This window comes from Pseudomonas californiensis (assembly GCF_021147775.1).
Lineage (GTDB): Bacteria > Pseudomonadota > Gammaproteobacteria > Pseudomonadales > Pseudomonadaceae > Aquipseudomonas > Aquipseudomonas californiensis.
In genome coordinates this window covers 45,461-68,310 of sequence record NZ_JAGTPK010000029.1, presented here as the reverse complement: position 1 = coordinate 68,310, position 22,850 = coordinate 45,461, and the positions used below count along the sequence as shown (strand labels likewise).

The window sequence follows — 22,850 nt, the reverse complement described above, 5'->3', positions numbered from 1 at the left end:
CCTTCCTCGCTGACTCTCTTCGAGAAAACCTTGCAACCTGTTGATCTACAAGGCTTTTTCGTTTCCGTCTGCGCCGGAAGTGGGGCGAATTATAGACACTTCAGAGAGGGCGTCAACAGTTAATTTACGATTTAGCCGATTGAGTTGGTCCCGCCAGCTTCAAACGAGGGATTCGCCTAGCAATCATTGGGATTCGCAGGATAAGCAACGTCGCTCCTATTCCTGCATACAAGGACCACTCTTTCAGATCAGCCCTGACAATCCAGAACATATGCAGTAAACCCAAGCCCAGGATCACGTAAATGATCCGGTGCAGCTTCTTCCAGCGTGCGCCAAGGCGACGCTGGCTGTAGCGATTGGAAGTCACCGCCAGCACCAGCAGACAGAGAAAGGCCAGCGCGCCCACTATAATGTAGGGCCGCTGCACCAGCTCAACACCCAACTGCCCCAGGTCCAGCCCAAGTACAAACAGGGTGTACATCGTCATGTGCAGTACAACGTAGGCGAAGCACCACAGCCCCAGCTGGCGCCGGACCACTATCCAGAAAGGCCAACCGGTAAGCTTTTGCAGCGGGGTCATGGCCAACGTGATCAGTAACAGTATCAAGGTCCCCAGCCCGAAGTTATCCACGAGCACCTTTCCCGGATCAGGCCCCAAGGCAAATATCCAGGCTTGATACAGCCACAACACAGGCGCTACGCACGCGGCTAGAAATACACCGAGACGCCAAAATGGGTAACGCATCAATAATCCTTCCTCAGGTCCATGCCGGTATATAGAGAAGCAACGTCCTCTTCATAGCCGTTGAACATCTGAGTTTCACGGACATTGGGACTGAACAGGCCGCTGGGCAATCGACGCTCACGCGCCTGGGTCCAGCGCGGGTGATCCACTTTCGGGTTTACATTGGCATAAAATCCGTACTCGTTGGCTGCAATGCTCTGCCAGGTCGTTTTCGGCTGCTCACTGACCAGACTGATACGCACGATGGACTTCACGCTCTTGAAGCCATATTTCCAAGGCACCACCAACCGCAACGGCGCACCGTTCTGATTCGGCAATTCACGCCCGTACATCCCTACCGCCAAAATGGCCAGCGGGTGCATGGCTTCATCAAGACGCAGCCCTTCTACATAAGGCCAGTCAATCAAGGCAAAGTCCGAACGCTGCCCCGGCATGGACTTGGAGTCTTCAAGCGTCTCGAAGCGGATGTATTTGGCTTTCGAGGTGGGCTCGACCTGCTTCAGCAAAGCCGAAATCGGAAATCCGATCCAGGGGATGACCATCGACCAGGCTTCAACGCAGCGCAATCGATAGATTCGCTCTTCCAGTTGATAGGGCTTCATGAAGTCTTCAAGCGCATAACGACCGGGCTTGGCGACCTCACCATCGATCACGACGCTCCATGGTTCGGTTTTCAGAGAACCTGCATTTTTGGCGGGGTCTCCTTTGTCAGTTCCGAACTCGTAAAAGTTGTTGTAGTGCGTCGCATCCTTGTAAGGCGTGATCGCCTCATCCTTGACGTTGACCGCCTGCCATTGCGTCGAGGGAAGCTTTTCGGCAAACCAGCCAGGCGCCTTTCCAGCCTCGACATCAGCATATCTGGACGGATCGGCCGCCTGCGCCCAGCGCGGCAAGGTAGTCACCGCCAGGCCGGCAAGCGAGCTGGCCATCAAGGTACGACGAGAAAGGTAAATGGATTCAGGCGTGACATCCGACTCTTTGGAGTCTGACGCAGAAGGAAGCTTGATTAGCATGATGACTCCGCAGCCTAGGGGAACTGATGCACCAATAGACTACGGAGTATGGGGGAAATTGGATCAGTTGTTGGCTTTGTGACGACGAAGGCGCAACAAATACTGTGCCGGCCCGGAAAGCGCGTAGCCGAGGAAGATCAACAGCAGAATACGCGGCGGATCGCTGAACACGACTGCAAACACCAGCACAACGGCCAGAATCGCAACAAAAGGTACACGCCCTTTCAGATCCAGCTCCTTGAAGCTGTTGTACTTGATATTGCTGACCATCAGCATGCCGGCTGCCGCGACCAACAGGGCGACCAGAAAGGACAACTTGGAACCCTGGATGCCAAAGTCACTGAATGCCCAGACCGTACCGGCGACGACACCCGCCGCAGCAGGGCTGGCCAAACCGATGAAGTAGCGCTTATCAGCCTTGCCAACCTGAGTATTGAAGCGAGCGAGTCGCAATGCGGCACCAGCAACATAAATGAAGGCGACCATCCAGCCGACCTTGCCCATGTCTCCCAGCGCCCAGCCAAACGCCAGCAATGCTGGAGCAACGCCAAACGCCACCATGTCGGAGAGCGAGTCGTATTCGGCGCCGAACGCACTCTGGGTGTTGGTCATACGCGCCACGCGGCCATCGAGACCGTCCAGTACCATAGCCACAAAGATTGCAATGGCTGCGAAAGCGAAGTACTTGCTCGCCCCCGCCGTATCTCCGGCACTCATGGCACTCTGAGCGCTCATGGAACTGATGATGGAATAGAAACCTGCAAACAGGTTGGCCGTCGTGAACAGGTTGGGTAACAGATAGATCCCGCGATGTCGGACCTGACGCCCTTCGGCATCATGTCCTTCTTCTACATGTTCATCGATCGGTAGCAGACTTTCAGCGTCAGAGGCCTTGTTGGGCTCTTCAGGACGTTCGCTCATGGACATTACCTTGCAGCGGTGTGAAAAGGTTCGACAGGTGTCTGCGACGAGGGTTCGTCGGCAAACGATGCAGCTTTATACCAGAGCTCAACCCCATAACGAAAAAACGCGGCCCGTTGGCCGCGTTTTTTCATGAACCGGAAACGCTTAGTTCTTGTCTTTGTCGACAATTTTGTTCGCAGCGATCCAAGGCATCATCGAGCGCAGTTTCTCGCCGATGACTTCGATGCCGTGGTTAGCGTTGTTGCGACGCTTGGCGGTCATGGATGGGTAACCGGTAGCGCCTTCGCTGATGAACATCTTCGCGTATTCGCCGTCCTGGATGCGCTTCAAAGCGTTGCGCATGGCCTGACGGGATTCAGCGTTGATGACTTCAGGGCCAGTCACGTACTCGCCGTACTCGGCGTTGTTGGAGATCGAGTAGTTCATGTTGGCGATACCGCCTTCGTACATGAGATCAACGATCAGCTTCAGTTCGTGCAAGCACTCGAAGTAAGCCATTTCTGGCGCGTAGCCCGCTTCTACCAGCGTTTCAAAACCCGCTTTGACCAACTCGACAGTACCGCCACACAGGACAGCCTGCTCGCCGAACAGGTCGGTTTCAGTCTCGTCCTTGAACGTGGTTTCGATGATACCGGTACGGCCACCGCCAACGCCCGAAGCATACGACAGCGCAACGTTCTTGGCATTGCCCGAGGCGTCCTGGTAAACAGCGATCAGGTCAGGGATACCGCCGCCCTTGACGAATTCGGTACGTACGGTGTGGCCTGGAGCCTTTGGCGCGATCATGATCACGTCCAGGTCAGCGCGTGGCACGACCTGATTGTAGTGAATTGCGAAACCGTGGGAGAACGCCAGTGTTGCGCCCTTTTTCAGGTTCGGCTCGACTTCGTTCTTGTACAGCTGGGATTGGAACTCGTCCGGGGTCAGGATCATGACCACGTCAGCAGCAGCAACGGCAGAAGCAACATCAGTCACTTTCAGGCCATGAGCTTCAGCTTTGGCGACAGTGGCCGAACCTTTGCGCAGGCCAACAGTGACATCAACGCCGGAGTCTTTCAGGTTGCATGCTTGAGCATGGCCCTGAGAACCGTAACCGATGATGGCGACTTTCTTGCCCTGGATGATCGAAAGGTCACAGTCTTTGTCGTAAAAAACTTTCATGGAATTCCCCTGTTATCTTGGCCGTTCAGGCCATTTGCTTAATGAGTTAAATGCTCAGCACTTTGTCGCCACGGGCGATGCCCGTCACGCCACTGCGTACTGTTTCCAGGATAGCGGCGGTGCCGATGGCCTGAATGAAGCTGTCCAGTTTGTCGCTGGTACCGCTGAGTTGTACGGTGTACACGCTGGCGGTCACATCGACGATCTGCCCGCGGAAGATATCCGTGGTGCGCTTGATCTCGGCACGCTGCGCGCCGGTAGCCTTGACCTTGACCAGCATCAGTTCACGCTCGATGTGAGCGCTCTCTGACAGATCGACCAGCTTGACCACTTCGATAAGCTTGTTGAGGTTCTTGGTGATCTGCTCGATCACTTCATCGTGGCCGACAGTGGTCAGCGTCAGACGCGACAGGGTCGGGTCTTCGGTTGGCGCAACCGTCAGGCTTTCGATGTTGTAATTACGCTGCGAAAACAGCCCGACGACACGAGACAACGCGCCCGGTTCGTTTTCCAGCAGTAGGGAAATGATGTGCCGCATGATTATGTCCGCTCCGTCTTGCTCAACCACATATCGCGCATGGAGCCGTCCTTGATCTGCATCGGGTAGACGTGCTCGGCAACATCAACCTGAATATCGAGGAACACGAGCCGATCCGTCATGGCAAAGGCCTCTTCCATCCTGGGCTTCAGGTCTTTCATATCGGTGATGCGCATACCGACATGGCCATACGCTTCAACCAGCTTCACGAAGTCGGGCAGCGATTCCATATAGGAATGTGAGTGACGGGCGCCGTAGCTCATGTCCTGCCACTGGCGAACCATACCCAGCACGCCATTGTTGAGCAGGATGATCTTCACCGGCAGGCCATATTGCAGGCAGGTCGACAGCTCCTGGATGTTCATCTGGATGCTGCCTTCACCCGTCACGCACGCAACGTGCTCGTCAGGGAAGCTCAGTTTGACGCCCATCGCAGCCGGAAAACCGAAGCCCATGGTGCCCAGACCGCCCGAGTTGATCCAGCGGTTCGGCTTGTTGAAGCGGTAGTACTGCGCCGCGAACATCTGGTGCTGCCCCACATCGGAGGTCACGTAGGCATCGCCTTTGGTGACTTCACACAGAGTCTCGATCACAGCCTGCGGTTTGATGACAGAACCATCGCCACGGTTGTAGGGGAACAGATCACCGCCGGCACGCCATTCGTCAATCTGCTTCCACCAGGCGGAAACGGCTGCCTTGTCAGGTGTTTCGCCGATGTCCTTGAGCGTCGCAACCATTTCGGTCAATACGCTTTCGACCGGGCCAACAATAGGCACGTCGGCCTTGATGGTCTTGGAGATCGAAGCTGGATCGATGTCGATGTGAATGATCTTGGCGTTCGGGCAGAACTTGCTCGCACCGTTGATCACGCGGTCATCGAAACGGGCACCGACAGCCAGGATGACATCAGTGTGGTGCATCGCCAGGTTGGCGGTGTAGCTGCCGTGCATCCCCAGCATGCCGACGAACTGACGATCAGTGCCCGGGTAGCAACCCAGACCCATCAACGTGTTGGTCACCGGCGCGTTGAGCAATTGAGCCAGCTCGGTCAATTGTGCAGAGCCGTTGCCCATGATCACGCCGCCACCGGCATAAATGATCGGACGCTTGGCAGCCAGCAACATTTCGACAGCTTTACGGATCTGGCCGGAATGGCCACGAACCGCCGGGCTGTAAGAGCGCAGCTTGGCTTTCTTGGGGAAGACGTATTCGAATTTTTCGGCCGGGTTGGTCATGTCTTTCGGGATATCGACAACGACAGGACCGGGACGGCCGGACTGCGCCAGATAGAACGCTTTTTTCAGGACTTCCGGGATTTCCGACGGATGCTTGATCATGAAGCTGTGCTTCACGATCGGGCGGGAGATACCGATCATGTCGGTCTCCTGGAAAGCATCCGTACCCACCAGCGTGCTCGCTACCTGACCGGACAGAACCACCATCGGGATCGAGTCCATATAGGCGGTCGCGATACCGGTAATTGCGTTGGTTGCGCCAGGCCCGGAGGTAACCAGCACAACACCCGCTTTACCGGTTGCACGAGCATAACCATCAGCCATGTGCGTGGCGGCCTGTTCGTGACGGACAAGGATGTGGCTGACGGCCGGTTCTTTGAACAGGGCATCGTAGACATGCAGGAGAGCACCACCGGGGTACCCGTAGATATGCTCAACGCCTTCGTCACGCAAAAAGCGGACGACCATTTCAGCGCCAGATAAAAGCTCCACGTTGTTCACCTCTAAAACGCCAGAATACCGTCCACTCCGGGACGGGTCTTAATAGGTTTACTGCCAAGCAGAGCATGAGCGACGGTGGTCGCCGACTACGTCAGCACTGACTGAGCAAGTATTGGGATGTCCCTGAGTGTTGCGGAACATTCCCACCCAGCGCGAGGTAACGCGTTGCGGGTGTTACAGGTCGGCGCGGGTGTGCGCCTCATGATCTACCGAGATGGCCTGCTTCTGGCAGTCCTTCTACAGCGAACTTTGGATTGTTGTGATTCGCCCTCCTCAAGTCAAGTCATCGTTGCGCTTTCTTGTGACCAAGCTGCTGAAACTGCACTGTTTCGGACTGAAAGGCATCGTTATGGTAATTTCCGGGTGCACAGACCTTTCAGGGAAACACCATGCATTGGATGATTTTTGCAGCCGCACTGGCGATGACAGCAAGCGCGACCGCTCAAGCGGCCACCGTCTACAAATGGGTAGATGCTCAGGGCGTCACCCATTTTGATGCCCAGCCGCCGGCCGACAAGCAGTCGCAGCAGATCAACATGCAGAAACAGCCTGTGGGCTCGACCCCTGCCTCGCCAGTTGAACCCGCAGCGACCGGCGACGCGCAGCAGCGCGACATCGATAGAAAAGTCAGGGAGCAGGTAAAGGCGGATGAGGCGAACCGGGCAAAGAACTGTCAGACCCTGCGCACCAATCTCGCGCAATTGCAGCTCAATCCGAGGGTCCGCGAACAGGTAGAAGGTGAAACGAGGCGCCTTACGGATGAGAATCGCAAGACGCGCATCGAAGAGACTGAACGCGCTATTACCGAGTTTTGCCGTTAAGCCATCGTCTCAGTCTGCGTTGACGATCAACTGGTCGAACCGGGCCAGGTGCTTTTGCAGCAACCTGGCTTCGTTTCGCCGACCTGAATAGACCATCTCTGCCATTTCCACGATGCCTGAGGCATTGGGCAATGGCAGGTCGCGCTCCAGAATGATTTTCATGCGAGGCAGGAAAATCCACTGCAGCCACTGTTCGAACTCCAGCGAGTCGACACAGAACGGCTCCTGACTGGACAGCGCCTGTTCGCCGGGCGGCGTGGTATCCCACCAGCCCAGCGCACGCAACTCACGCTCGATCAATAGCAACTGCTCGGCTATTTCTGGCAGGCGCTTGTCCATCAACGTGCCTTCTGACGAGCCAGGGCAGCGCCCGCAGAGTCACCCTGCTTCTCACGGGACTGAGCAATCAACTCCCAGAGACTTGCCTGAAGACTTGCACGACCATTTGCGTAAGTCAGACCGCGACGAGCGAGTTGCTCAGCCTGGGCGGCGTCGCCCTGAGCCAGACGCACCTGCGCCAGACGATAGAGCACTTGCGGCTCGCGCGGCGCTACACGCTGAGCGCGCTCAAGGCTGGACGATGCACCATTGAGGTCACCACCGCTCTGCTGTTGCTGCGCCGTAGTGAGCAATGCGAGTACCGGGCCATCCAGCTGCTCGTCCTCAGACAGACCACCGCCACTGGACGGAATACCGGTCGGGGCCGAGGCAGCTGGCATGTTGTAGGTCGTGTTGGCCGGCGCCGAGTTCATCGGCGCCTGGTTTACCGGCGAGGTGTCGATGGGCGGCGCGTCGACGCTGAAAGGTGCCTGGCTGGCTGGTGCCGAAAAACTCTGACCGCCGCCATTGCCACCTGCACCCGGAACCATGACCACCACACCCGAATCCTGCGGTACGGCTTGCGGTTGCTGGGTCTGGACGGTATTGGTCCTGTAGGTGCCGTTGCGCGATGCCGAAGCCCGTTCGCTATTGGACACTTTGGAGCCCGAATCCACGACCGGAATCGAGCCCTGTTGCACGCTGGCACAGCCGTTGAGCAACGCCAGAGCCGTTAAAGCTGGAATCCACCATTTATTCACTTCAAACCCTCATTGCCTAGTTCAACCAACCCTTCACCCAGTCCATCACCTCGGTAGCCGGTGCTGGAGCGCCGCCGCAGGTGGCGCCGGGCTGAGGTTCACTGCCGCGAATATACGGCATCTGTACTGCATTCGGGCAGCTGGCATCAGAACCCTGCCCGGTCTGGGAATTCACCCAGGCTTGAACGACGTTGTCCGGCATGGCCATGTCCAACGGCAACGGGTCGGCCTTGCGCATGAAACTGGTCCACACCTGCAAGGCACCACTGGCGCCCGTAAACGGGGTCTTGCCGTTATCGTCGCGGCCCATCCAGACAACCGCCAGGACGTCCTGACTGAAACCGGCAAACCAACTGTCACGCGAGTCGTTACTGGTGCCGGTCTTGCCCGCCAGATTCAAGGAGCTCGGCAGTACGTTGTAGACCGACTTTGCCGTGCCTTCACGCATGACCCGTTGCATTGCATTCTGTACCAGATAAATGGCGCCTGGATCGAAGCGCTGCTCGATCTGGAAAGGGTAACGCTTGAGCGGTTCGCCCTCGGCGGTCAGTACACTTCGGATACCACGCATGGGGGTATTGAACCCGCCGCTGGCAATGGTTTGGTACATCGTGGCGACTTCCATCGGGCTCAAACCGCCCGCACCCAGCAGCATGGACGGATACTCTGGCCACTCACGAGTCACACCGAGTTTTGCAAGCGTCTTGAAGACGTTTGGAATCCCCAGCTCGAGGCCCAGCTTGGCAGTAGAAAGGTTGTAGGAGTGCGCCAGACCCTGATAAAGGAAAATATTGCCATGGGACTTGCGGTCGTAGTTCTGCGGTTTCCAGATCTGGCCATCAGCGCCCTTGACCTGGAAAAGCTCATCGGCGATCCAACTGGTCAGGGTGTACTGGCTGGGACGCTCCAGTGCCGTCAGGTAGATAGCAGGTTTGACCAGCGAGCCAATCGGCCGGACCGCATCAATGGCGCGGTTGAAGCCCGAGAAGCCAGCCTGACGGCCACCCAGCAGCGCTTGAACCTCGCCGGTTTCCGGGTTGGTCACGACCATGGCCGCTTCCACATCATCAGAACCCTTGCGCCCGGCCAGACGCTTGAACGTGTCGTCCATGGCGGCCTGGGCCTTCATCTGCAGAATCGGGTCGAAGCTGGTGAAGATCCGCAAGCCTTCTTCGGTCAAGTCTTCGTCGCGATAGTCTTCGCGCAGCTGACGTTTGACCAGGTCAAGGAAGCCAGGGAACGAGCTGTCAGCGAGCGTACCGGTCCTGGTCACGCCCAGCGGCAGTTTCTTTGCCGCTGCCACCACTTCAGCGGTGGCAACACCTTGCTGTTCGAACAGGTCGAGCACCAGATTACGACGTTCAAGTGCGCGCTCAGGGTTACGACGAGGGTTGTAATAGGACGGCCCCTTGACCAGCCCGACCAGCATCGCCACCTGATGAATCTTCAATTCCGACAAAGGCTGACTGAAGAAGTACTGGCTGGCCAGACCAAAGCCGTGAACAGCGCGCTGGCCGTCCTGACCGACGAATACTTCGTTGAGGTAAGCCTTGAGGATTTCCTGTTTGCTGTAATGAATCTCCAGCAACACCGCCATCATGGCTTCAGTCAGTTTGCGCGTGAGGCTGCGCTCGTTGGTCAGGTAGAAGTTTTTGACCAACTGCTGAGTCAACGTACTGCCGCCCTGACGCATTTGCCCTTGTGACGTGTTGACCCAGATCGCGCGAGCAATGGACTTGGGCGATACGCCAAAGTGATGATAGAAATCCCGGTCCTCGACCGCCACCAGCCCATCGAGCAGATACGGCGGGGCCTGATCGAGCTTGATCAGGATCCGGTCTTCCAGGTTCTTGGGGTACAAACCACCGATCAGCAGCGGCTCAAGCCGCGCAACAGCGAGCTTGGCGCCGTTGCCAGACGAAAGGTCCGCCACATAGTCGCCGGAAAAGCGCACGCGTACCTGCTGCGCTGCGTCGGTGCCTTCGTAGAATTGAAAACCACGGGTGTTCAGATCAACTGTGTTGCCGTTGACCGCAGCAGCGCCGGGGCCATTGGCAACGCTTTCGCGACGATAGCCCAGAGCATCAAGCTCGATGAGAAAGTCATCGCGAGTCAGTTTCTGGCCGACGAACAGCTCCAGCGGCCGCGCATAGACCTTTGCCGGGATGGTCCAGCGCTTGCCCGAAAACTTCTCCTGGACGATGGCGTCGAGGTAGATAGCCACGCCTGCGAGGATAACCACGCCGACGATACTGAGCTTCAACACCCAGCCCAGCCACTTGCGCAGGTTGCTGGAGGGTTGTTTTTTTGAGGGACGAGAGGTGCGGGATCGAGTCATGGGCGCGGATTATACGCACTTTGCATGGCTTCAACAGACGCCCGAGTCGACGGTTTGCAGCCTTGCGCCAAGCGGCCATAATGGCGTCATCAAGCAATTACATTCCCGAATCCATTCTTGAAGGATCGTCCGTGAGCCAGTCTTTGATTGCAGCCCTGCAGAACCCTGCCCTCTTCCCCCATCCGGTTGAACAGTTTCAGGTTATCGAAACGCACATTTCGTGGGTCCTGCTCACCGGCCCTTACGTCTATAAATTCAAAAAACCTGTCAATTTCGGCTTTCTCGATTTCACGACACTGGCGCTGCGCGAGCACTTTTGCCAAGAAGAGCTGCGCCTCAACCAGCGTTTGACCGATGACCTGTATCTGGAAGTCATCCCGGTGACGGGCTCAGTTGATGCGCCGCAGTTGGGCGGCAGCGGTGATGTGATCGAATACGCACTGAAGATGCGCCAGTTCCCGCAAAGCGGTTTGCTCAGTACGCTACAGGCCAATGGCGAACTTACCACCGGGCATATAGACGAGCTGTCGACGCAGATTGCCCACTTCCATCTCGGCGCTCCGCGAGTGACTGACGAGACTGAACTCGGCTCACCGGACAGCGTGATGGCGCCAGTTCTGCAGAACTTCGAGCAGATTCGCCCGCTCATCAGCGAAAAAACCGACCTGACTCAGCTGGACGCACTACAGGCCTGGGCCGAGTCTAGCTTCGAGCGCCTGAAACCGCTGCTCGCTCAGCGCAAGGCGCAAGGCTTCATCCGTGAATGCCATGGCGACATCCACCTGGGCAACGCCACCCTGATCGACGGCAAGGTCGTGTTGTTTGACTGCATCGAATTCAACGAACCGTTTCGCAAGACCGACGTCTATGCCGACATCGGTTTTCTGGCCATGGACCTGGAAGATCGCGGCCTGAAGTCGCTGTCACGCCGTCTCGTCAGCCAATACCTGGAGCTGACCGGCGACTACGAAGGTCTGGAACTGCTCAACTTTTACAAAGCCTATCGGGCGATGGTGCGTGCCAAAGTGGCACTCTTCAGCCAGCCCGCTGACGCCGACGGCGTTCAGCGCGCAGCCACGCTGCGTCAGTACCGTAATTACGCCAATCTGGCCGAAAGCTACAGCGCCATCCCGTCAAGCTTTCTGGTGATCACGCATGGCGTATCGGCAGTTGGCAAAAGTCACGTAGCCATGCGCCTTGTAGAGGCGTTGGGTGCGATTCGTCTGCGTTCGGATATCGAGCGCAAACGCCTTTTCGCCGGTGAGGGCGACGCCCTGTATGGCGAGCAGGCCAGCAGCGCAACTTACGCACGGTTGCATGAGTTGGCTGGCAAGACATTACGGGCCGGTTTCTCAGTGGTAATCGACGCCACATACCTGAAACACCAACAGCGCGAAGCCGCTGCAAAAGTCGCGGAGACCACAGGTGTGCCTTTCCTGATCCTCGATTGCGAAGCACCGGAAGCCGTCATTGCGGGCTGGCTGGAACAGCGCCAGGCGCAGAACAACGATCCGTCGGATGCGACGTTGGACGTCATCAAAGACCAGCAGGCCAACCGCGAGCCGCTCACTGGCGATGAAATCCTGCGCAGCAAGCACGTCGCAACCAACCAAAGCAGCGATCTGGACAGTCTGATCGATAACCTTCGTCAGCGCTTGCCCGGCCTCTGAACCGAACGTCGAGCCGTTGGGCAGGTAATGCTTCACGGCTCGACAATGGTGGCGATATACTGGCGCCATAATTCCAACGCACACCACGAGGCCCTTATGAGCCAGCCCAAACAGATCGACTCACCGCTTTACATGCTGCTCCGGCAGGATGATGTCGATGGCTTCAACCAGGAGAAACCGAAAACCGGCACGATCGATATGGTCGGTGGAGATTTTCGCGGTCTGGACCTGCGGGCGCTGGACACCACAGGTATTGATTTCACAGACGCCTACTTCCGGTCTGCCGATCTTCGAGGCCTGGACTTGCGCAATACGCCGATGGAAGGCGCCAGCATCGCGCACGCGCAGATTTCCGGGGCGTTTTTCCCGGTTGAGCTGTCAGCTGACGAGATCCTGATGTCGGTGAATTTCGGCACTCGCCTGCGCTATCGCACCCGTTAAATTCAGAAGGTTTCAGCCCGCATGCGCAATGCATGAAGGGCTGATGCTGTTCGATCCGGCTTCATGCCCCCCACGCTTGCCCCCCCCCCGATACAAGTCATAGGCATGCACGCGCTGGACTGTACATGCGAGTCACAGCACTGTTTCCCTGCCTGACGCGCCTCTTCAGCCAATTTTTCCTGTCCGAAAATGGCCTCCAAAAGAACTGTTGACTTACAAATGAGAATCGTTATGATTATCACATCCGGTCGCGAGACTGGACGATAACTGAAAGACCTTGGTTCGGACTTTCAGATTATCTCCTCATCAGGCTAATCACGGTTTTTGACCCGGCTTTTTGCCGGGTCTTTTTTTTGCGCGGAGAAAAGCCCGCTCAGCGGGAATAGCTGCCCGCCGCAGAACCTGAGTCCTGAATGCCCAGCCGCGTCAGCAAGTCGTCCAACAAACTGGACACACCCAGACGAACGCGCTCAGCATTGGTCCAGCGTGGCCCGAAACGCGCCTGAGCCAACCGGATAAACAGCTGCGCGTCTTCAAAAGTGCGAATACCGCCCGCCGCCTTGAAACCCACTTGCCCACCCACCTCTGCAATCGCAGCCAGCATGATTCGTGCGGCCTGTGGTGTGGCATTGATGATTGCCTTGCCGGTACTGGTCTTGATGAAGTCGGCCCCCGCATCAATCGACGAACTGCATGCCACGCGGATCAGTTGCGGATCGCATAAATCACCGGTTTCCAGCGTTACCGTCAGCTTGATCCGGCCTTTGCACAGTGCTCTGCACGCCGCGATCATCTCCATACCTGTCTTCTGATCCCCACCGAGCAATGCCCGAAATGGATAAACGAGGTCGATCTCATCGGCGCCGGATGTCAAAGCCGCTCGCGTCTCGGACACTGCGGACTCGATATTCGATCCGCCATTGGGAAAGTTGACCGCTGCTATCACCTTTACTTCCGTAGCCAGCAGTCTGTCCAGCGTAGTGCGTGCCAGACAGACAAACCGCGGGGAAACACAAACCGCCGCAACCGGCCCCAAGGGCGTCAGTGCACGCTGGCAAATACCCACGATACGCTGCTCGGTGTCATCATTATTGAGGGCGAGAAGTTCAAGCAGCGCGATGGCCTCGCGCGCCAGCTCCTCGTTATCCCCGGTGATTGCGTTCATCATGCAGCGCTCCATAAATACGTGAGCGCGACGATATAGAAGCTGGCGCTTCGCGTACGCGTAGGAAATCTGTAAGAGACGAGGACTACGTCATTACAGGAAGCACCTGACAAAAAAGCCCCCGCAAACGCGGAGTTGTGGCGGATGCAAATGACAGCTCCCTCGAAGGCAGAGCGGCATCGCCTCGAAGCTGCCAGACTGTCCACGCTACGAGACAGCACCGCCTGACAAGAACGTGCGACTACCGATCACAAACGATGGAGGCTTCTTGAAATTCCTCTGCAACTCAGCCCATCTGCCCGAGGCCAAGAGCCGGGGGTTTGTTCTGGACGACTTCAATCTGCTGGCAACACGTCGCCAGGGTCAGGTTTTCATCTACAAGAACCGATGCCCACACCGAGGCATCGCGCTGGAATGGCGACCCGATGAATTCCTGGACAGCAGCGCCAGCCTGATTCAGTGCGCAACGCATGGTGCGCTGTTCCTGATCGAGAACGGTGAATGCGTCGCCGGACCCTGCGAGGGGCAATCACTGACGGCCATCAGGTGCCATGAGGACAGTGAGGGGATCTGGGTGGCATTGCCGATGGAGGATGTCCAGGGCTGATCATCCCTCCAGATCACCGAATCTCACTCCAGACCCAGGACCTGCAAACGTCGGTCGATACGGACTTCTTGCGGAGTCAACTGCACGCCATAGGCCAGGACCTGCACGCCAGCACTGATCGCGTCGCGCAGCGCGGCGGCATACGCCGGGTCGATTTCCTCTGCGGGTCGCACCGCTTCGATGCCGTTGAGATTGACGCAATACAACAACACGGCACGCACGCCTTCACGCGCCAGCCCCGCCAGTTCGCGCAGATGGCGAGCACCCCGCTGGGTGACGGCATCCGGAAACGCTGCGACAGGTGACGCGTCGAAGCCCAAGGTCACGCTTTTGACTTCCAGATACAAATACCCCTCGGGATACTCCAGACGAAAATCGACGCGGCTTTTTTCCTGCCCATAAGCGACTTCACGCTTGAGCGCCGTGAAGCCGTTGAGTTCGCTGATCACACCGGCACGCAACGCCTCTTCGACCAGCGTATTGGCCCGACCGGTGTTGATGCAGGCGAGACGACCCTGCGGGGTTTCGCTGATTTCCCAAGTGCCTGGCAATTTACGCCTGGGGTCATCGGAGCGACTGAACCAGACACGTCCGTCGGGCATCATGCAGTTGAGCATCGAGCCCGTATTGGGACAGTGAATGGTCAAGCGCTCGCCGCTGTCGGTTTCGATATCGGCCAGGAAGCGCTTGTAGCGAATCAGCAGACGACCCTGTTCAAGTTCGGGAGAAAATCGCATCAGACGTTCCAGCTGCGCAGGCCGCGAGCGATTCGCTCAACCGCTTCCGCCAGTCGAGGCAGGCTTTGCGTATAAGCAAACCGCACATGATGCCCCGCCTGATAGCGACCGAAATCCAGGCCTGGCGTGAACGCCACATGCTCGGTTTCCAGAAAGTGCCGGCAAAAGGCGAACGCATCGCCACCGAAGGCGCTGATGTCGGCGTACAGATAAAACGCACCTTCCGGCTCCACGGCAATGCCGAACCCCAACTCACGCAAGGCTGGCAACAGAAAATCTCGACGCTGGCCGAACTCGGTGCGTCGCTGCTCCAGAATCGCCAGGGTCTGTGGCTCGAAACAGGCAAGCGCGGCATATTGCGCCATGCTCGGTGCACTGATGTAGAGGTTCTGCGCCAGCTTTTCCAGATCCGCGACCGCGTCTGCCGGGGCGACCAACCAGCCGAGGCGCCAACCGGTCATGCCAAAATATTTTGAAAAACTGTTGAGCACAAAAGCGTCGTCGTCGACTTCGAGCACACTGCTGGCCTCAACCCCATAAGTCAGACCGTGATAAATCTCGTCGACCACCAAATGACCATTGCGTGCTTTCAACGCCTGAGACAGTGCAGCCAGCTCATCGCGGTGCAGCAAAGTGCCGGTCGGGTTGGCCGGCGAGGCGACCAGCGCCCCCACACTGTCTTCGTTCCAGTGCTGCGCCACGTGCTCGGGCGTGAGTTGATAGCGCTCTAGTGGCCCTGTTGGCACCAACTGAGCGGCGCCCTCTACAAGACGCAGGAAATGCCGGTTGCACGGGTAGCCTGGATCGGCCAGCAACCAGTGCTTGCCCGGGTCAACCAGCAGGCTGCTGGCCAGCAACAGCGCGCCCGAACCACCTGGCGTGATGAGGATCCGCTCCGGATCAACATCAACGCCATATCGCTGGTTGTAGAAACCGGCTATCGCCTCCCGCAATTGCGGCAGCCCGCGGGCCGCCGTGTAACGGGTCTTGCCGTCGGCCAGTGCAGCCTGACCGGCCGCCACAATGGGCGCTGCCGTGGTGAAGTCAGGCTCGCCAATTTCAAGGTGGATGACATCGTGGCCTGCGGCCTGAAGCTCATTGGCCCGCGCCAGCAACGCCATCACATGAAAAGGTTCGATGGCGCGGCTGCGCGCACTGTAGGGCTGGGCCATTGGGTTTCCTTTATTCAAGCAGGCGTGGGAAGCAGGATTGTCGTCAAAACGGAGCATGATTCTAACCAACGCCATGCCGGACGGCGCGTTTTAATCAACCCGTCGCCCATGTCGCAAAATCCTGAATAAAAGAAAGCTACGACGACGCACAAAGACTAGAGTTCATTTAGGTGAGGACCGGTTTCGTTACGGCTCGTCTCTGCAAGCAGACGGGGTCGTCATGCTCGACAACCGGGAGTAGCGCAGTCTGATTTGATCTGGTAAGTTCGCCCGCTTGCAGCTGCAGGGCCGACGGGTGTCGGTGATGGAACAATCCTGCGCAATAGATTAGAAGAGTGAGAGGCGGTCCATACATGCCCACCCCAGAAAAGCAACAGAACCATCTAATCAGCGGCTTTGAACCCTACGTGGCAACGAAGGGCGAAGAGTACATGAGCGAGCCGATGCGCGCGCACTTCACCAAGATCCTGAACAAGTGGAAACAGGACTTGATGCAAGAGGTCGACCGTACGGTAGACCACATGAAGGACGAGGCAGCGAACTTTCCTGACCCGGCGGATCGCGCCAGCCAGGAAGAAGAGTTCAGCCTGGAACTTCGTGCCCGCGACCGCGAGCGCAAGTTGATCAAGAAGATCGACAAGACGCTGCAACTGATCCTCGACGAAGAATATGGCTGGTGTGAATCCTGCGGCGTCGAGATCGGCATCCGTCGTCTTGAAGCGCGCCCGACCGCTGACCTTTGCATCGACTGCAAAACGCTTGCTGAAATCAAGGAAAAACAGGTCGGTAAATGACCTGGGGCCCGCCTTGAATGAAAAAAGACGCTTCGGCGTCTTTTTTGTTTTTTGCGCTTCATTTATCAAGCGATCGACACAAGGGCAGAACCGGGTAGCGCTTGCCCCGCAAAGCTCACCGCCAGTAACATCCTGCCCATGAAAAAACCTGCCTACATCGGGCGCTTTGCGCCAACGCCCAGTGGTTACCTGCACTTTGGCTCACTGGTCGCCGCCCTCGCCTCCTATCTGGACGCCCGAGCGGCGGGCGGAAAATGGCTGATGCGCATGGAAGACCTTGATCCTCCCCGCGAAGTTGCTGGTGCCCAGGCGGCGATCCTGCACACGCTGGAACAGTATGGCTTCGAGTGGGATGACGATCTGGTCCGGCAAAGCGACCGCCACGCTGCCTATGCAGAGGTGCTGCAACGCTGGTTCAACCATGGACTGGCTTATGCCTGCACCTGTTCGCGCAAACAGCTTGAAGAGTTTAACGGTATCTATCCGGGCTTCTGCCGCAACCTGGGACACTCGCCCGAGAATGCAGCCATCCGGATTCGCGTCCCTGAACTCGAATACCGGTTCGAGGACCGCGTTCAGGGCACGTTCCACATGCACCTTGGGCGCGAAAGTGGAGACTTCGTGATACGGCGTCGCGACGGCCTGTATGCCTATCAACTGGCGGTGGTCATTGATGATGCCTGGCAAGGCGTTACCGACATTGTGCGCGGTGCCGACCTGCTGGACTCGACACCTCGCCAGCTTTACTTGCAGGAGCTGCTGGGCCTCCCTCAGCCGCGCTACCTGCATGTGCCGCTGATCACTCAGCCTGATGGCCATAAACTCGGCAAGTCCTATCGCTCGCCACCGTTGCCTGCCGATCAGGCTACACCGCTGCTGTTGCGAGCCTTGAGAGCGCTGGGTCAACCGACAGAGCCGCAATTGGCCGAGGCCACTCCGCAGGATGTGCTGACCTGGGGCATCCAGCACTGGAACGCCGACCTGATCCCCCGGCTACGCAACATTGAAGAAGCCCGGATAGACTGATCCAGAGCGGTTACAGCGCAGTTATGAAAAACTGCCGTTCAAGGACACTTGCAGGTTGCCCGGCATCCGTTAACATGCCGCTCCTCATCTACCAGCTCAGGGAGACCAGATGTACATATACCGGTTGGTTTTGCTCCTGGTGGTAGGTATTTACCTTTTCTCCCCTGCCATCATGGATTGGTGGATCGACGCGACCGGCGCCTGGTACAGGCCCTACATGCTGTGGCTGATCCTGATCGTGGTGACGTTCATACTGCAAAGCCAGCGAGATGCCGATGAGCTTTAGCCTGACGCAGATGCTGCTGGTCAGCGCCGCCTACCTGCTGGTGCTGTTCGGCGTGGCATGGGTCAGCGAACGCGGCCTGATCCCGCGCGCAATCATTCGCCACCCTTTGACCTACACCCTGTCGCTCGGCGTTTACGCCAGCGCATGGGCGTTCTACGGCACCGTTGGCCTGGCGTATCAGTACGGTTATGGCTTTCTCTCCAGCTACCTGGGGGTTTCTGGGGCCTTTTTGCTGGCTCCGGTACTGCTTTATCCGATTCTGAAGATCACCCGCACCTACCAGCTTTCATCGCTGGCCGATCTGTTCGCCTTCCGCTTCCGAAGCACTTGGGCAGGTGCGCTTACCACGGTGTTCATGCTCATTGGCGTGCTGCCGCTGCTGGCGCTGCAGATTCAGGCCGTGGCCGACTCCATTGGCATCCTGACGCGCGAACCGGTGCAAGATCGGGTGGCTGTGGCGTTTTGCGTACTGATCACCTTGTTCACCATTTTCTTTGGCTCCCGCCACATTGCGACGCGTGAAAAGCACGAGGGGCTGGTGTTCGCCATCGCCTTCGAATCACTCGTCAAACTGATCGCACTCGGCGGCATAGGGCTGTACGCCCTGTACGGGGTTTTCGATGGCCCGCAGCAATTGGAGCAATGGCTGCTGCAGAACCAGACCGCGCTCGCCTCGCTGCACACTCCGCTGCAGGAAGGCCCGTGGCGAACACTGCTGCTGGTGTTCTTCGCCTCAGCCATCGTCATGCCGCACATGTACCATATGACCTTTACCGAGAACCTCAACCCGCGCTCACTGGTCAGCGCCAGTTGGGGGCTGCCATTGTTCCTGCTGTTGATCAGCCTCGCCGTGCCGCTGATCCTCTGGGCCGGGCTCAAGCTAGGTGCCACGACCAGCCCTGAATACTTCACGCTGGGTATCGGCATCGCCGCCAATAGCAAATCGCTGGCACTGCTCGCCTACGTTGGCGGGCTGTCGGCAGCCAGCGGGCTGATCATTGTTACCACCCTGGCGCTATCGGGCATGGCACTCAACCACCTGGTGTTGCCGCTGTATCAACCCCCGGCCGAAGGCAATATCTATCGCTGGCTGAAGTGGACCCGGCGCGGCCTGATCGTCGCAATCATTGCCGCTGGCTACGGTTTCTATCTGTTGCTGGGCGCCCAGCAGGACCTCGCCAACCTGGGCATCGTTGCCTTTGTGGCCACACTGCAATTCCTGCCTGGCGTGTTGTCGGTACTCTATTGGCCAACTGCCAACCGGCGTGGCTTCATCGCCGGATTGCTTGCCGGGATTGCCGTGTGGGTAGTCAGCATGCTGCTGCCATTGGTCGGCAATCTGCAGGGCTTCTACATTCCGCTGCTGAACATGATTTATGTGCTGGATGACACCAGTTGGCACATGGCAGCCATCGCTTCGCTGGCGGCCAACGTGCTGCTGTTCACACTGATATCGCTGTTCACCAACGCCAGCCCCGAAGAAGTCAGCGCCGCGGAAGCCTGTGCCGTGGATAACGTCCGCCGCCCGCAGCGCCGCGAGCTGCATGCCGTGTCGCCTCAGGAGTTCGCCACGCAACTGGCCAAACCGCTGGGCGCAAAAGCTGCGCAAAAGGAAGTCGAACAGGCCTTGCGCGACCTCTACCTGCCCTTCGACGAGCGTCGTCCCTACGCTTTGCGTCGTCTGCGTGACCGGATAGAAGCGAACCTTTCAGGGCTTATGGGTCCAAGCGTTGCGCAGGACATGGTTGAAACGTTTCTGCCGTACAAGTCCGGCAGCGAAAAGTACGTCACCGAAGACATTCACTTCATCGAAAGCCGGCTTGAAGATTACCACTCGCGCCTGACCGGCCTTGCCGCTGAACTCGACGCCTTGCGCCGCTACCATCGTCAGACCCTGCAAGAGTTGCCTATGGGTGTGTGCTCGCTGGCCGAAGATCAGGAGATCCTGATGTGGAACCGTGCCATGGAAGAGCTGACCGGCATCATCGCGCAGCGAGTGGTCGGCTCACGCCTGGAAACCATCGCTGAGCCATGGAAAGGTCTGCTGACCGGTTTCATCACCGTCCCTGATGAGCATCTGCACAAACAGAGACTCGGGCTGGACGGCCAGACCCGTTGGCTCAACCTGCACAAGGCCGCCATCGACGAGCCGCTTGCCCCGGGCAACAGTGGGCTGGTGGTATTGGTCGAAGACCTGACCGACACGCAGATGCTGGAAGACAAACTGGTGCACTCCGAGCGTCTGGCAAGCATTGGTCGATTGGCAGCCGGTGTCGCACACGAGATTGGCAACCCGATCACCGGCATTGCCTGCCTGGCACAGAATCTGCGCGAAGAACGTGAGGAGGATGACGAGCTGAAAGAAATCAGCAGCCAGATCCTTGAGCAGACCAAGCGCGTGTCACGCATCGTTCAGTCGCTGATGAGTTTTGCCCATGCGGGCGCGCACCAGAACAGTGACGAAGCCGTTTGTCTGGCCGAAGTGGCTCAAGATGCCATTGGTCTGCTGGCCTTGAATCGACGCAATTTCGAAGTCCAGTTCTACAACTTGTGCAATCCGGAACACTGGGTCGATGGTGATCCGCAACGGCTTGCCCAGGTGCTGATCAACCTGTTGTCCAACGCCCGCGATGCTTCCCAACCGGGCAGCGCTGTCAGGGTCAAGAGCGAAGCCTCCGAACACACTGTGGATCTGATCGTCGAAGACGAAGGCAGTGGTATTCCCAAAGCAATCATGGACCGATTGTTCGAGCCCTTCTTCACTACAAAGGACCCTGGTGAAGGAACAGGACTGGGCCTCGCGCTGGTCTATTCCATCGTTGAAGAGCATTATGGACAAATCACTATCGACAGCCCGGCCGACCCCGAGCTACAGCGTGGTACCCGTATCAGGGTGACCTTGCCACGCCACGTCGACGCGACGTCCACCGTGAACTGAGACCGTCGAGAGAATTGAATCAATGCCGCATATTTTGATCGTCGAAGACGAAACGATTATCCGCTCAGCCCTGCGTCGCCTGCTTGAACGCAACCAGTATGAAGTCAGCGAAGCTGGCTCCGTCCAGGAAGCTCAGGAACGTTTCAGCATCGCGTCGTTTGACCTGATCGTCAGCGACCTGCGACTGCCCGGTGCGCCAGGTACTGAGCTGATCAAGCTGGGCGAAGGCAAGCCTGTGCTGATCATGACCAGTTATGCCAGCCTGCGATCTGCGGTCGATTCCATGAAGATGGGCGCCGTGGATTACATCGCCAAGCCTTTCGATCATGACGAAATGCTTCAGGCTGTTTCTCGCATTCTGCGCGACCGCCAGACCGTGAAAAGTCTGCAGGCCGAGCGCAGCGCCATGGCCAAGGCAAGCGGCGCAGAAAAAGGCGCAGGCCCAAACAACAATGGCGAAATCGGTATCATCGGCTCGTGCGCACCCATGCTGGATCTCTACAGCAAGATCCGCAAAGTGGCGCCCACCGACTCCAACGTTCTGGTCCAAGGCGAATCGGGCACAGGTAAAGAACTGGTCGCTCGCGCACTGCATAACCTGTCACGCCGCGCCAAGGCACCTATGATCTCCGTCAACTGTGCGGCGATCCCGGAATCACTGATCGAGTCCGAGCTGTTTGGCCACGAGAAAGGCGCGTTTACCGGTGCCAGCGCCGGCCGTGCCGGCCTGGTGGAAGCCGCAGACGGCGGCACATTGTTTCTCGACGAAATCGGCGAATTGCCACTTGAGGCTCAGGCGCGCCTGTTGCGCGTTCTGCAGGAAGGCGAGATTCGGCGGGTAGGTTCGGTGCAATCGCAAAAGGTTGATGTTCGCCTGATTGCCGCGACACACCGCGATCTGAAAACCCTGGCCAAGAACGGCGAGTTCCGCGAAGACCTTTTCTACCGCCTGCATGTCATCGCCCTGAAGCTTCCGGCCTTGCGCGAGCGGGGCAGCGACATACTCGAAATTGCCCGCGCCTTTCTGGTACGCCAGAGCGCCAAGGTGGGCCGCGATGACCTGAAGTTTGCGCCGGATGCCGAACAGGCCATCCGTCACTACAGCTGGCCGGGTAACGTGCGTGAGCTTGAGAACGCTGTGGAGCGTTCGGTGATCCTCTGTGAGAACCCGGAAATCACCGCGGACCTGCTGGGCATCGATATCGAACTGGACGGCCTGGCTGACGACGAATACATGGGGTTGGCGCCGCTGCCTGGCGGATCGGGTTCAAGCGGTAATGAACCGACCGAAGACCTGTCGCTGGAGGATTACTTCCAGCATTTCGTTCTGGAGCATCAGGACCACATGACCGAGACCGAGCTGGCGCGCAAACTGGGTGTCAGCCGCAAGTGTCTGTGGGAACGCCGCCAACGTCTGGGGATCCCGCGTCGCAAGGGCGTCGCCAGCGAGACATGAAACCTGCGCAAGGCTCTGGCACGCGGTGCTCCGGGCTTTGCGCAAACTGTTACCTCAGCGCTTCAACGTAACAAAAGCCGGGTCTTACGGTAACGAAGCCCCGGCTTTTTTGTGCCCACAAAAACTGCTTTTTCCGTCAACCCCCCGGAATACGGGCCTTTGCAAAAGTTGGCACAGCTTCTGCTATATGCTTAGTACAAGAA

General features: G+C 58.0%; 21 protein-coding genes. 9 read left to right on the top strand and 12 right to left on the bottom strand.

Features of this window, described 5'->3' with window-relative positions; translation table 11 throughout:
* Positions 1–124: 124 nt before the first annotated feature.
* The 6 genes from msrQ to KDX37_RS22345 all read right to left on the bottom strand — a co-directional run bounded on the left by msrQ (position 125) and on the right by KDX37_RS22345 (position 6,108).
* The gene (msrQ, locus tag KDX37_RS22370; RefSeq protein WP_231655201.1) at positions 125–745 is read right to left on the bottom strand and encodes a protein-methionine-sulfoxide reductase heme-binding subunit MsrQ; all 621 of its coding nucleotides are present in this window, start codon (positions 743–745) and stop codon (positions 125–127) included.
* Positions 745–1,758, bottom strand: a complete 1,014-nt coding sequence (gene msrP / locus KDX37_RS22365; protein ID WP_231655200.1) for a protein-methionine-sulfoxide reductase catalytic subunit MsrP — start codon at positions 1,756–1,758, stop codon at positions 745–747. The genes msrQ and msrP overlap by 1 nt, the downstream gene beginning before the upstream one ends.
* Positions 1,759–1,821: 63 nt before the next feature.
* Complete coding sequence (gene pssA / locus KDX37_RS22360) at positions 1,822–2,679, bottom strand: CDP-diacylglycerol--serine O-phosphatidyltransferase (RefSeq protein ID WP_231655199.1); 858 nt, start codon at positions 2,677–2,679, stop codon at positions 1,822–1,824.
* 147 nt (positions 2,680–2,826) lie between these two features.
* A complete protein-coding gene (gene ilvC / locus KDX37_RS22355; RefSeq protein ID WP_231655198.1) occupies positions 2,827–3,843 on the bottom strand; it encodes a ketol-acid reductoisomerase in 1,017 nt (338 codons plus the stop codon).
* 46 nt (positions 3,844–3,889) lie between these two features.
* Positions 3,890–4,381 carry an acetolactate synthase small subunit gene (ilvN, locus tag KDX37_RS22350; protein ID WP_002552075.1) on the bottom strand — a complete coding sequence of 164 codons (492 nt, stop codon included), beginning with the start codon at positions 4,379–4,381 and terminating at the stop codon, positions 3,890–3,892.
* A gap of 2 nt (positions 4,382–4,383) precedes the next feature.
* Positions 4,384–6,108: an acetolactate synthase 3 large subunit gene (locus KDX37_RS22345; protein WP_231655197.1), complete on the bottom strand. Its 1,725-nt coding sequence runs from the start codon at positions 6,106–6,108 to the stop codon at positions 4,384–4,386.
* 398 nt (positions 6,109–6,506) lie between these two features.
* Between KDX37_RS22345 and KDX37_RS22340 the strand changes: the two genes are divergently transcribed.
* A complete protein-coding gene (locus KDX37_RS22340) occupies positions 6,507–6,938 on the top strand; it encodes a DUF4124 domain-containing protein (protein WP_231655196.1) in 432 nt (143 codons plus the stop codon).
* A gap of 9 nt (positions 6,939–6,947) precedes the next feature.
* On the opposite strand, the gene KDX37_RS22335 is transcribed toward KDX37_RS22340, so the two are convergent.
* From KDX37_RS22335 to mrcB, 3 genes are read right to left on the bottom strand one after another with little or no spacing between them, the layout of a single operon-like run.
* Positions 6,948–7,277, bottom strand: a complete 330-nt coding sequence (locus KDX37_RS22335; protein ID WP_231655195.1) for a YqcC family protein — start codon at positions 7,275–7,277, stop codon at positions 6,948–6,950.
* Positions 7,277–7,978 carry a tetratricopeptide repeat protein gene (locus KDX37_RS22330; RefSeq protein ID WP_231655203.1) on the bottom strand — a complete coding sequence of 234 codons (702 nt, stop codon included), beginning with the start codon at positions 7,976–7,978 and terminating at the stop codon, positions 7,277–7,279. Before KDX37_RS22330 ends, KDX37_RS22335 begins: the two co-directional genes overlap by 1 nt.
* 55 nt (positions 7,979–8,033) lie before the next feature.
* The gene (gene mrcB / locus KDX37_RS22325; protein WP_231655194.1) at positions 8,034–10,355 is read right to left on the bottom strand and encodes a penicillin-binding protein 1B; all 2,322 of its coding nucleotides are present in this window, start codon (positions 10,353–10,355) and stop codon (positions 8,034–8,036) included.
* Between the two features lie 131 nt (positions 10,356–10,486).
* Between mrcB and KDX37_RS22320 the strand changes: the two genes are divergently transcribed.
* Together KDX37_RS22320 and KDX37_RS22315 are read left to right on the top strand one after the other, a co-directional pair.
* A complete protein-coding gene (locus KDX37_RS22320; protein WP_231655193.1) occupies positions 10,487–12,025 on the top strand; it encodes a bifunctional aminoglycoside phosphotransferase/ATP-binding protein in 1,539 nt (512 codons plus the stop codon).
* Between the two features lie 96 nt (positions 12,026–12,121).
* On the top strand, positions 12,122–12,466 hold the full coding sequence (locus KDX37_RS22315) for a pentapeptide repeat-containing protein (protein ID WP_231655192.1): 345 nt from the start codon (positions 12,122–12,124) through the stop codon (positions 12,464–12,466).
* Positions 12,467–12,839: 373 nt separating this feature from the next.
* Here the strand turns inward: KDX37_RS22315 and deoC are convergent, their stop codons facing one another.
* A complete protein-coding gene (deoC, locus tag KDX37_RS22310) occupies positions 12,840–13,631 on the bottom strand; it encodes a deoxyribose-phosphate aldolase (protein ID WP_231655202.1) in 792 nt (263 codons plus the stop codon).
* Between the two features lie 268 nt (positions 13,632–13,899).
* On the opposite strand from deoC, the gene KDX37_RS22305 reads away from it, so the two are divergent.
* Positions 13,900–14,238, top strand: a complete 339-nt coding sequence (locus KDX37_RS22305; RefSeq protein ID WP_231655191.1) for a Rieske (2Fe-2S) protein — start codon at positions 13,900–13,902, stop codon at positions 14,236–14,238.
* A gap of 23 nt (positions 14,239–14,261) precedes the next feature.
* On the opposite strand, the gene sfsA is transcribed toward KDX37_RS22305, so the two are convergent.
* Together sfsA and KDX37_RS22295 are read right to left on the bottom strand one after the other, a co-directional pair.
* Positions 14,262–14,975 (bottom strand): DNA/RNA nuclease SfsA, encoded by a 714-nt coding sequence (sfsA, locus tag KDX37_RS22300; RefSeq protein WP_231655190.1) that lies wholly within the window; start codon positions 14,973–14,975, stop codon positions 14,262–14,264.
* On the bottom strand, positions 14,975–16,147 hold the full coding sequence (locus KDX37_RS22295; protein WP_231655189.1) for a pyridoxal phosphate-dependent aminotransferase: 1,173 nt from the start codon (positions 16,145–16,147) through the stop codon (positions 14,975–14,977). The genes sfsA and KDX37_RS22295 overlap by 1 nt, the downstream gene beginning before the upstream one ends.
* Before the next feature lie 353 nt (positions 16,148–16,500).
* Between KDX37_RS22295 and dksA the strand changes: the two genes are divergently transcribed.
* The 5 genes from dksA (at position 16,501) to KDX37_RS22270 (ending at position 22,647) form a co-directional block, all read left to right on the top strand.
* Positions 16,501–16,941, top strand: a complete 441-nt coding sequence (gene dksA, locus KDX37_RS22290; RefSeq protein WP_231655188.1) for an RNA polymerase-binding protein DksA — start codon at positions 16,501–16,503, stop codon at positions 16,939–16,941.
* A 138-nt stretch (positions 16,942–17,079) separates the two neighbouring features.
* A complete protein-coding gene (gluQRS, locus tag KDX37_RS22285) occupies positions 17,080–17,967 on the top strand; it encodes a tRNA glutamyl-Q(34) synthetase GluQRS (protein WP_231655187.1) in 888 nt (295 codons plus the stop codon).
* Between the two features lie 109 nt (positions 17,968–18,076).
* Positions 18,077–18,253: a hypothetical protein gene (locus KDX37_RS22280; RefSeq protein ID WP_002552060.1), complete on the top strand. Its 177-nt coding sequence runs from the start codon at positions 18,077–18,079 to the stop codon at positions 18,251–18,253.
* Positions 18,237–21,191 (top strand): sensor histidine kinase, encoded by a 2,955-nt coding sequence (locus KDX37_RS22275; protein WP_231655186.1) that lies wholly within the window; start codon positions 18,237–18,239, stop codon positions 21,189–21,191. Before KDX37_RS22280 ends, KDX37_RS22275 begins: the two co-directional genes overlap by 17 nt.
* Before the next feature lie 22 nt (positions 21,192–21,213).
* Positions 21,214–22,647, top strand: coding sequence for a sigma-54-dependent transcriptional regulator (locus tag KDX37_RS22270; protein WP_231655185.1), 1,434 nt, complete (start codon positions 21,214–21,216; stop codon positions 22,645–22,647).
* The last annotated feature ends 203 nt before the right edge of the window (positions 22,648–22,850 follow it).

Bases quoted from the DNA above. Each gene is read 5' to 3' on its own strand.
- dksA (WP_231655188.1), top strand. From the start codon at position 16,501: ATGCCCACCCCAGAAAAGCAACAGAACCATCTAATCAGCGGCTTTGAA.
- deoC (WP_231655202.1), bottom strand. From the start codon at position 13,631: ATGAACGCAATCACCGGGGATAACGAGGAGCTGGCGCGCGAGGCCATC.
- msrP (WP_231655200.1), bottom strand. From the start codon at position 1,758: ATGCTAATCAAGCTTCCTTCTGCGTCAGACTCCAAAGAGTCGGATGTC.
- KDX37_RS22295 (WP_231655189.1), bottom strand. From the start codon at position 16,147: ATGGCCCAGCCCTACAGTGCGCGCAGCCGCGCCATCGAACCTTTTCAT.
- KDX37_RS22275 (WP_231655186.1), top strand. From the start codon at position 18,237: ATGCCGATGAGCTTTAGCCTGACGCAGATGCTGCTGGTCAGCGCCGCC.
- KDX37_RS22340 (WP_231655196.1), top strand. From the start codon at position 6,507: ATGCATTGGATGATTTTTGCAGCCGCACTGGCGATGACAGCAAGCGCG.
- KDX37_RS22315 (WP_231655192.1), top strand. From the start codon at position 12,122: ATGAGCCAGCCCAAACAGATCGACTCACCGCTTTACATGCTGCTCCGG.
- gluQRS (WP_231655187.1), top strand. From the start codon at position 17,080: ATGAAAAAACCTGCCTACATCGGGCGCTTTGCGCCAACGCCCAGTGGT.
- pssA (WP_231655199.1), bottom strand. From the start codon at position 2,679: ATGAGCGAACGTCCTGAAGAGCCCAACAAGGCCTCTGACGCTGAAAGT.
- KDX37_RS22270 (WP_231655185.1), top strand. From the start codon at position 21,214: ATGCCGCATATTTTGATCGTCGAAGACGAAACGATTATCCGCTCAGCC.
- ilvN (WP_002552075.1), bottom strand. From the start codon at position 4,381: ATGCGGCACATCATTTCCCTACTGCTGGAAAACGAACCGGGCGCGTTG.
- KDX37_RS22335 (WP_231655195.1), bottom strand. From the start codon at position 7,277: ATGGACAAGCGCCTGCCAGAAATAGCCGAGCAGTTGCTATTGATCGAG.
- ilvC (WP_231655198.1), bottom strand. From the start codon at position 3,843: ATGAAAGTTTTTTACGACAAAGACTGTGACCTTTCGATCATCCAGGGC.
- mrcB (WP_231655194.1), bottom strand. From the start codon at position 10,355: ATGACTCGATCCCGCACCTCTCGTCCCTCAAAAAAACAACCCTCCAGC.
- KDX37_RS22280 (WP_002552060.1), top strand. From the start codon at position 18,077: ATGTACATATACCGGTTGGTTTTGCTCCTGGTGGTAGGTATTTACCTT.
- msrQ (WP_231655201.1), bottom strand. From the start codon at position 745: ATGCGTTACCCATTTTGGCGTCTCGGTGTATTTCTAGCCGCGTGCGTA.
- sfsA (WP_231655190.1), bottom strand. From the start codon at position 14,975: ATGCGATTTTCTCCCGAACTTGAACAGGGTCGTCTGCTGATTCGCTAC.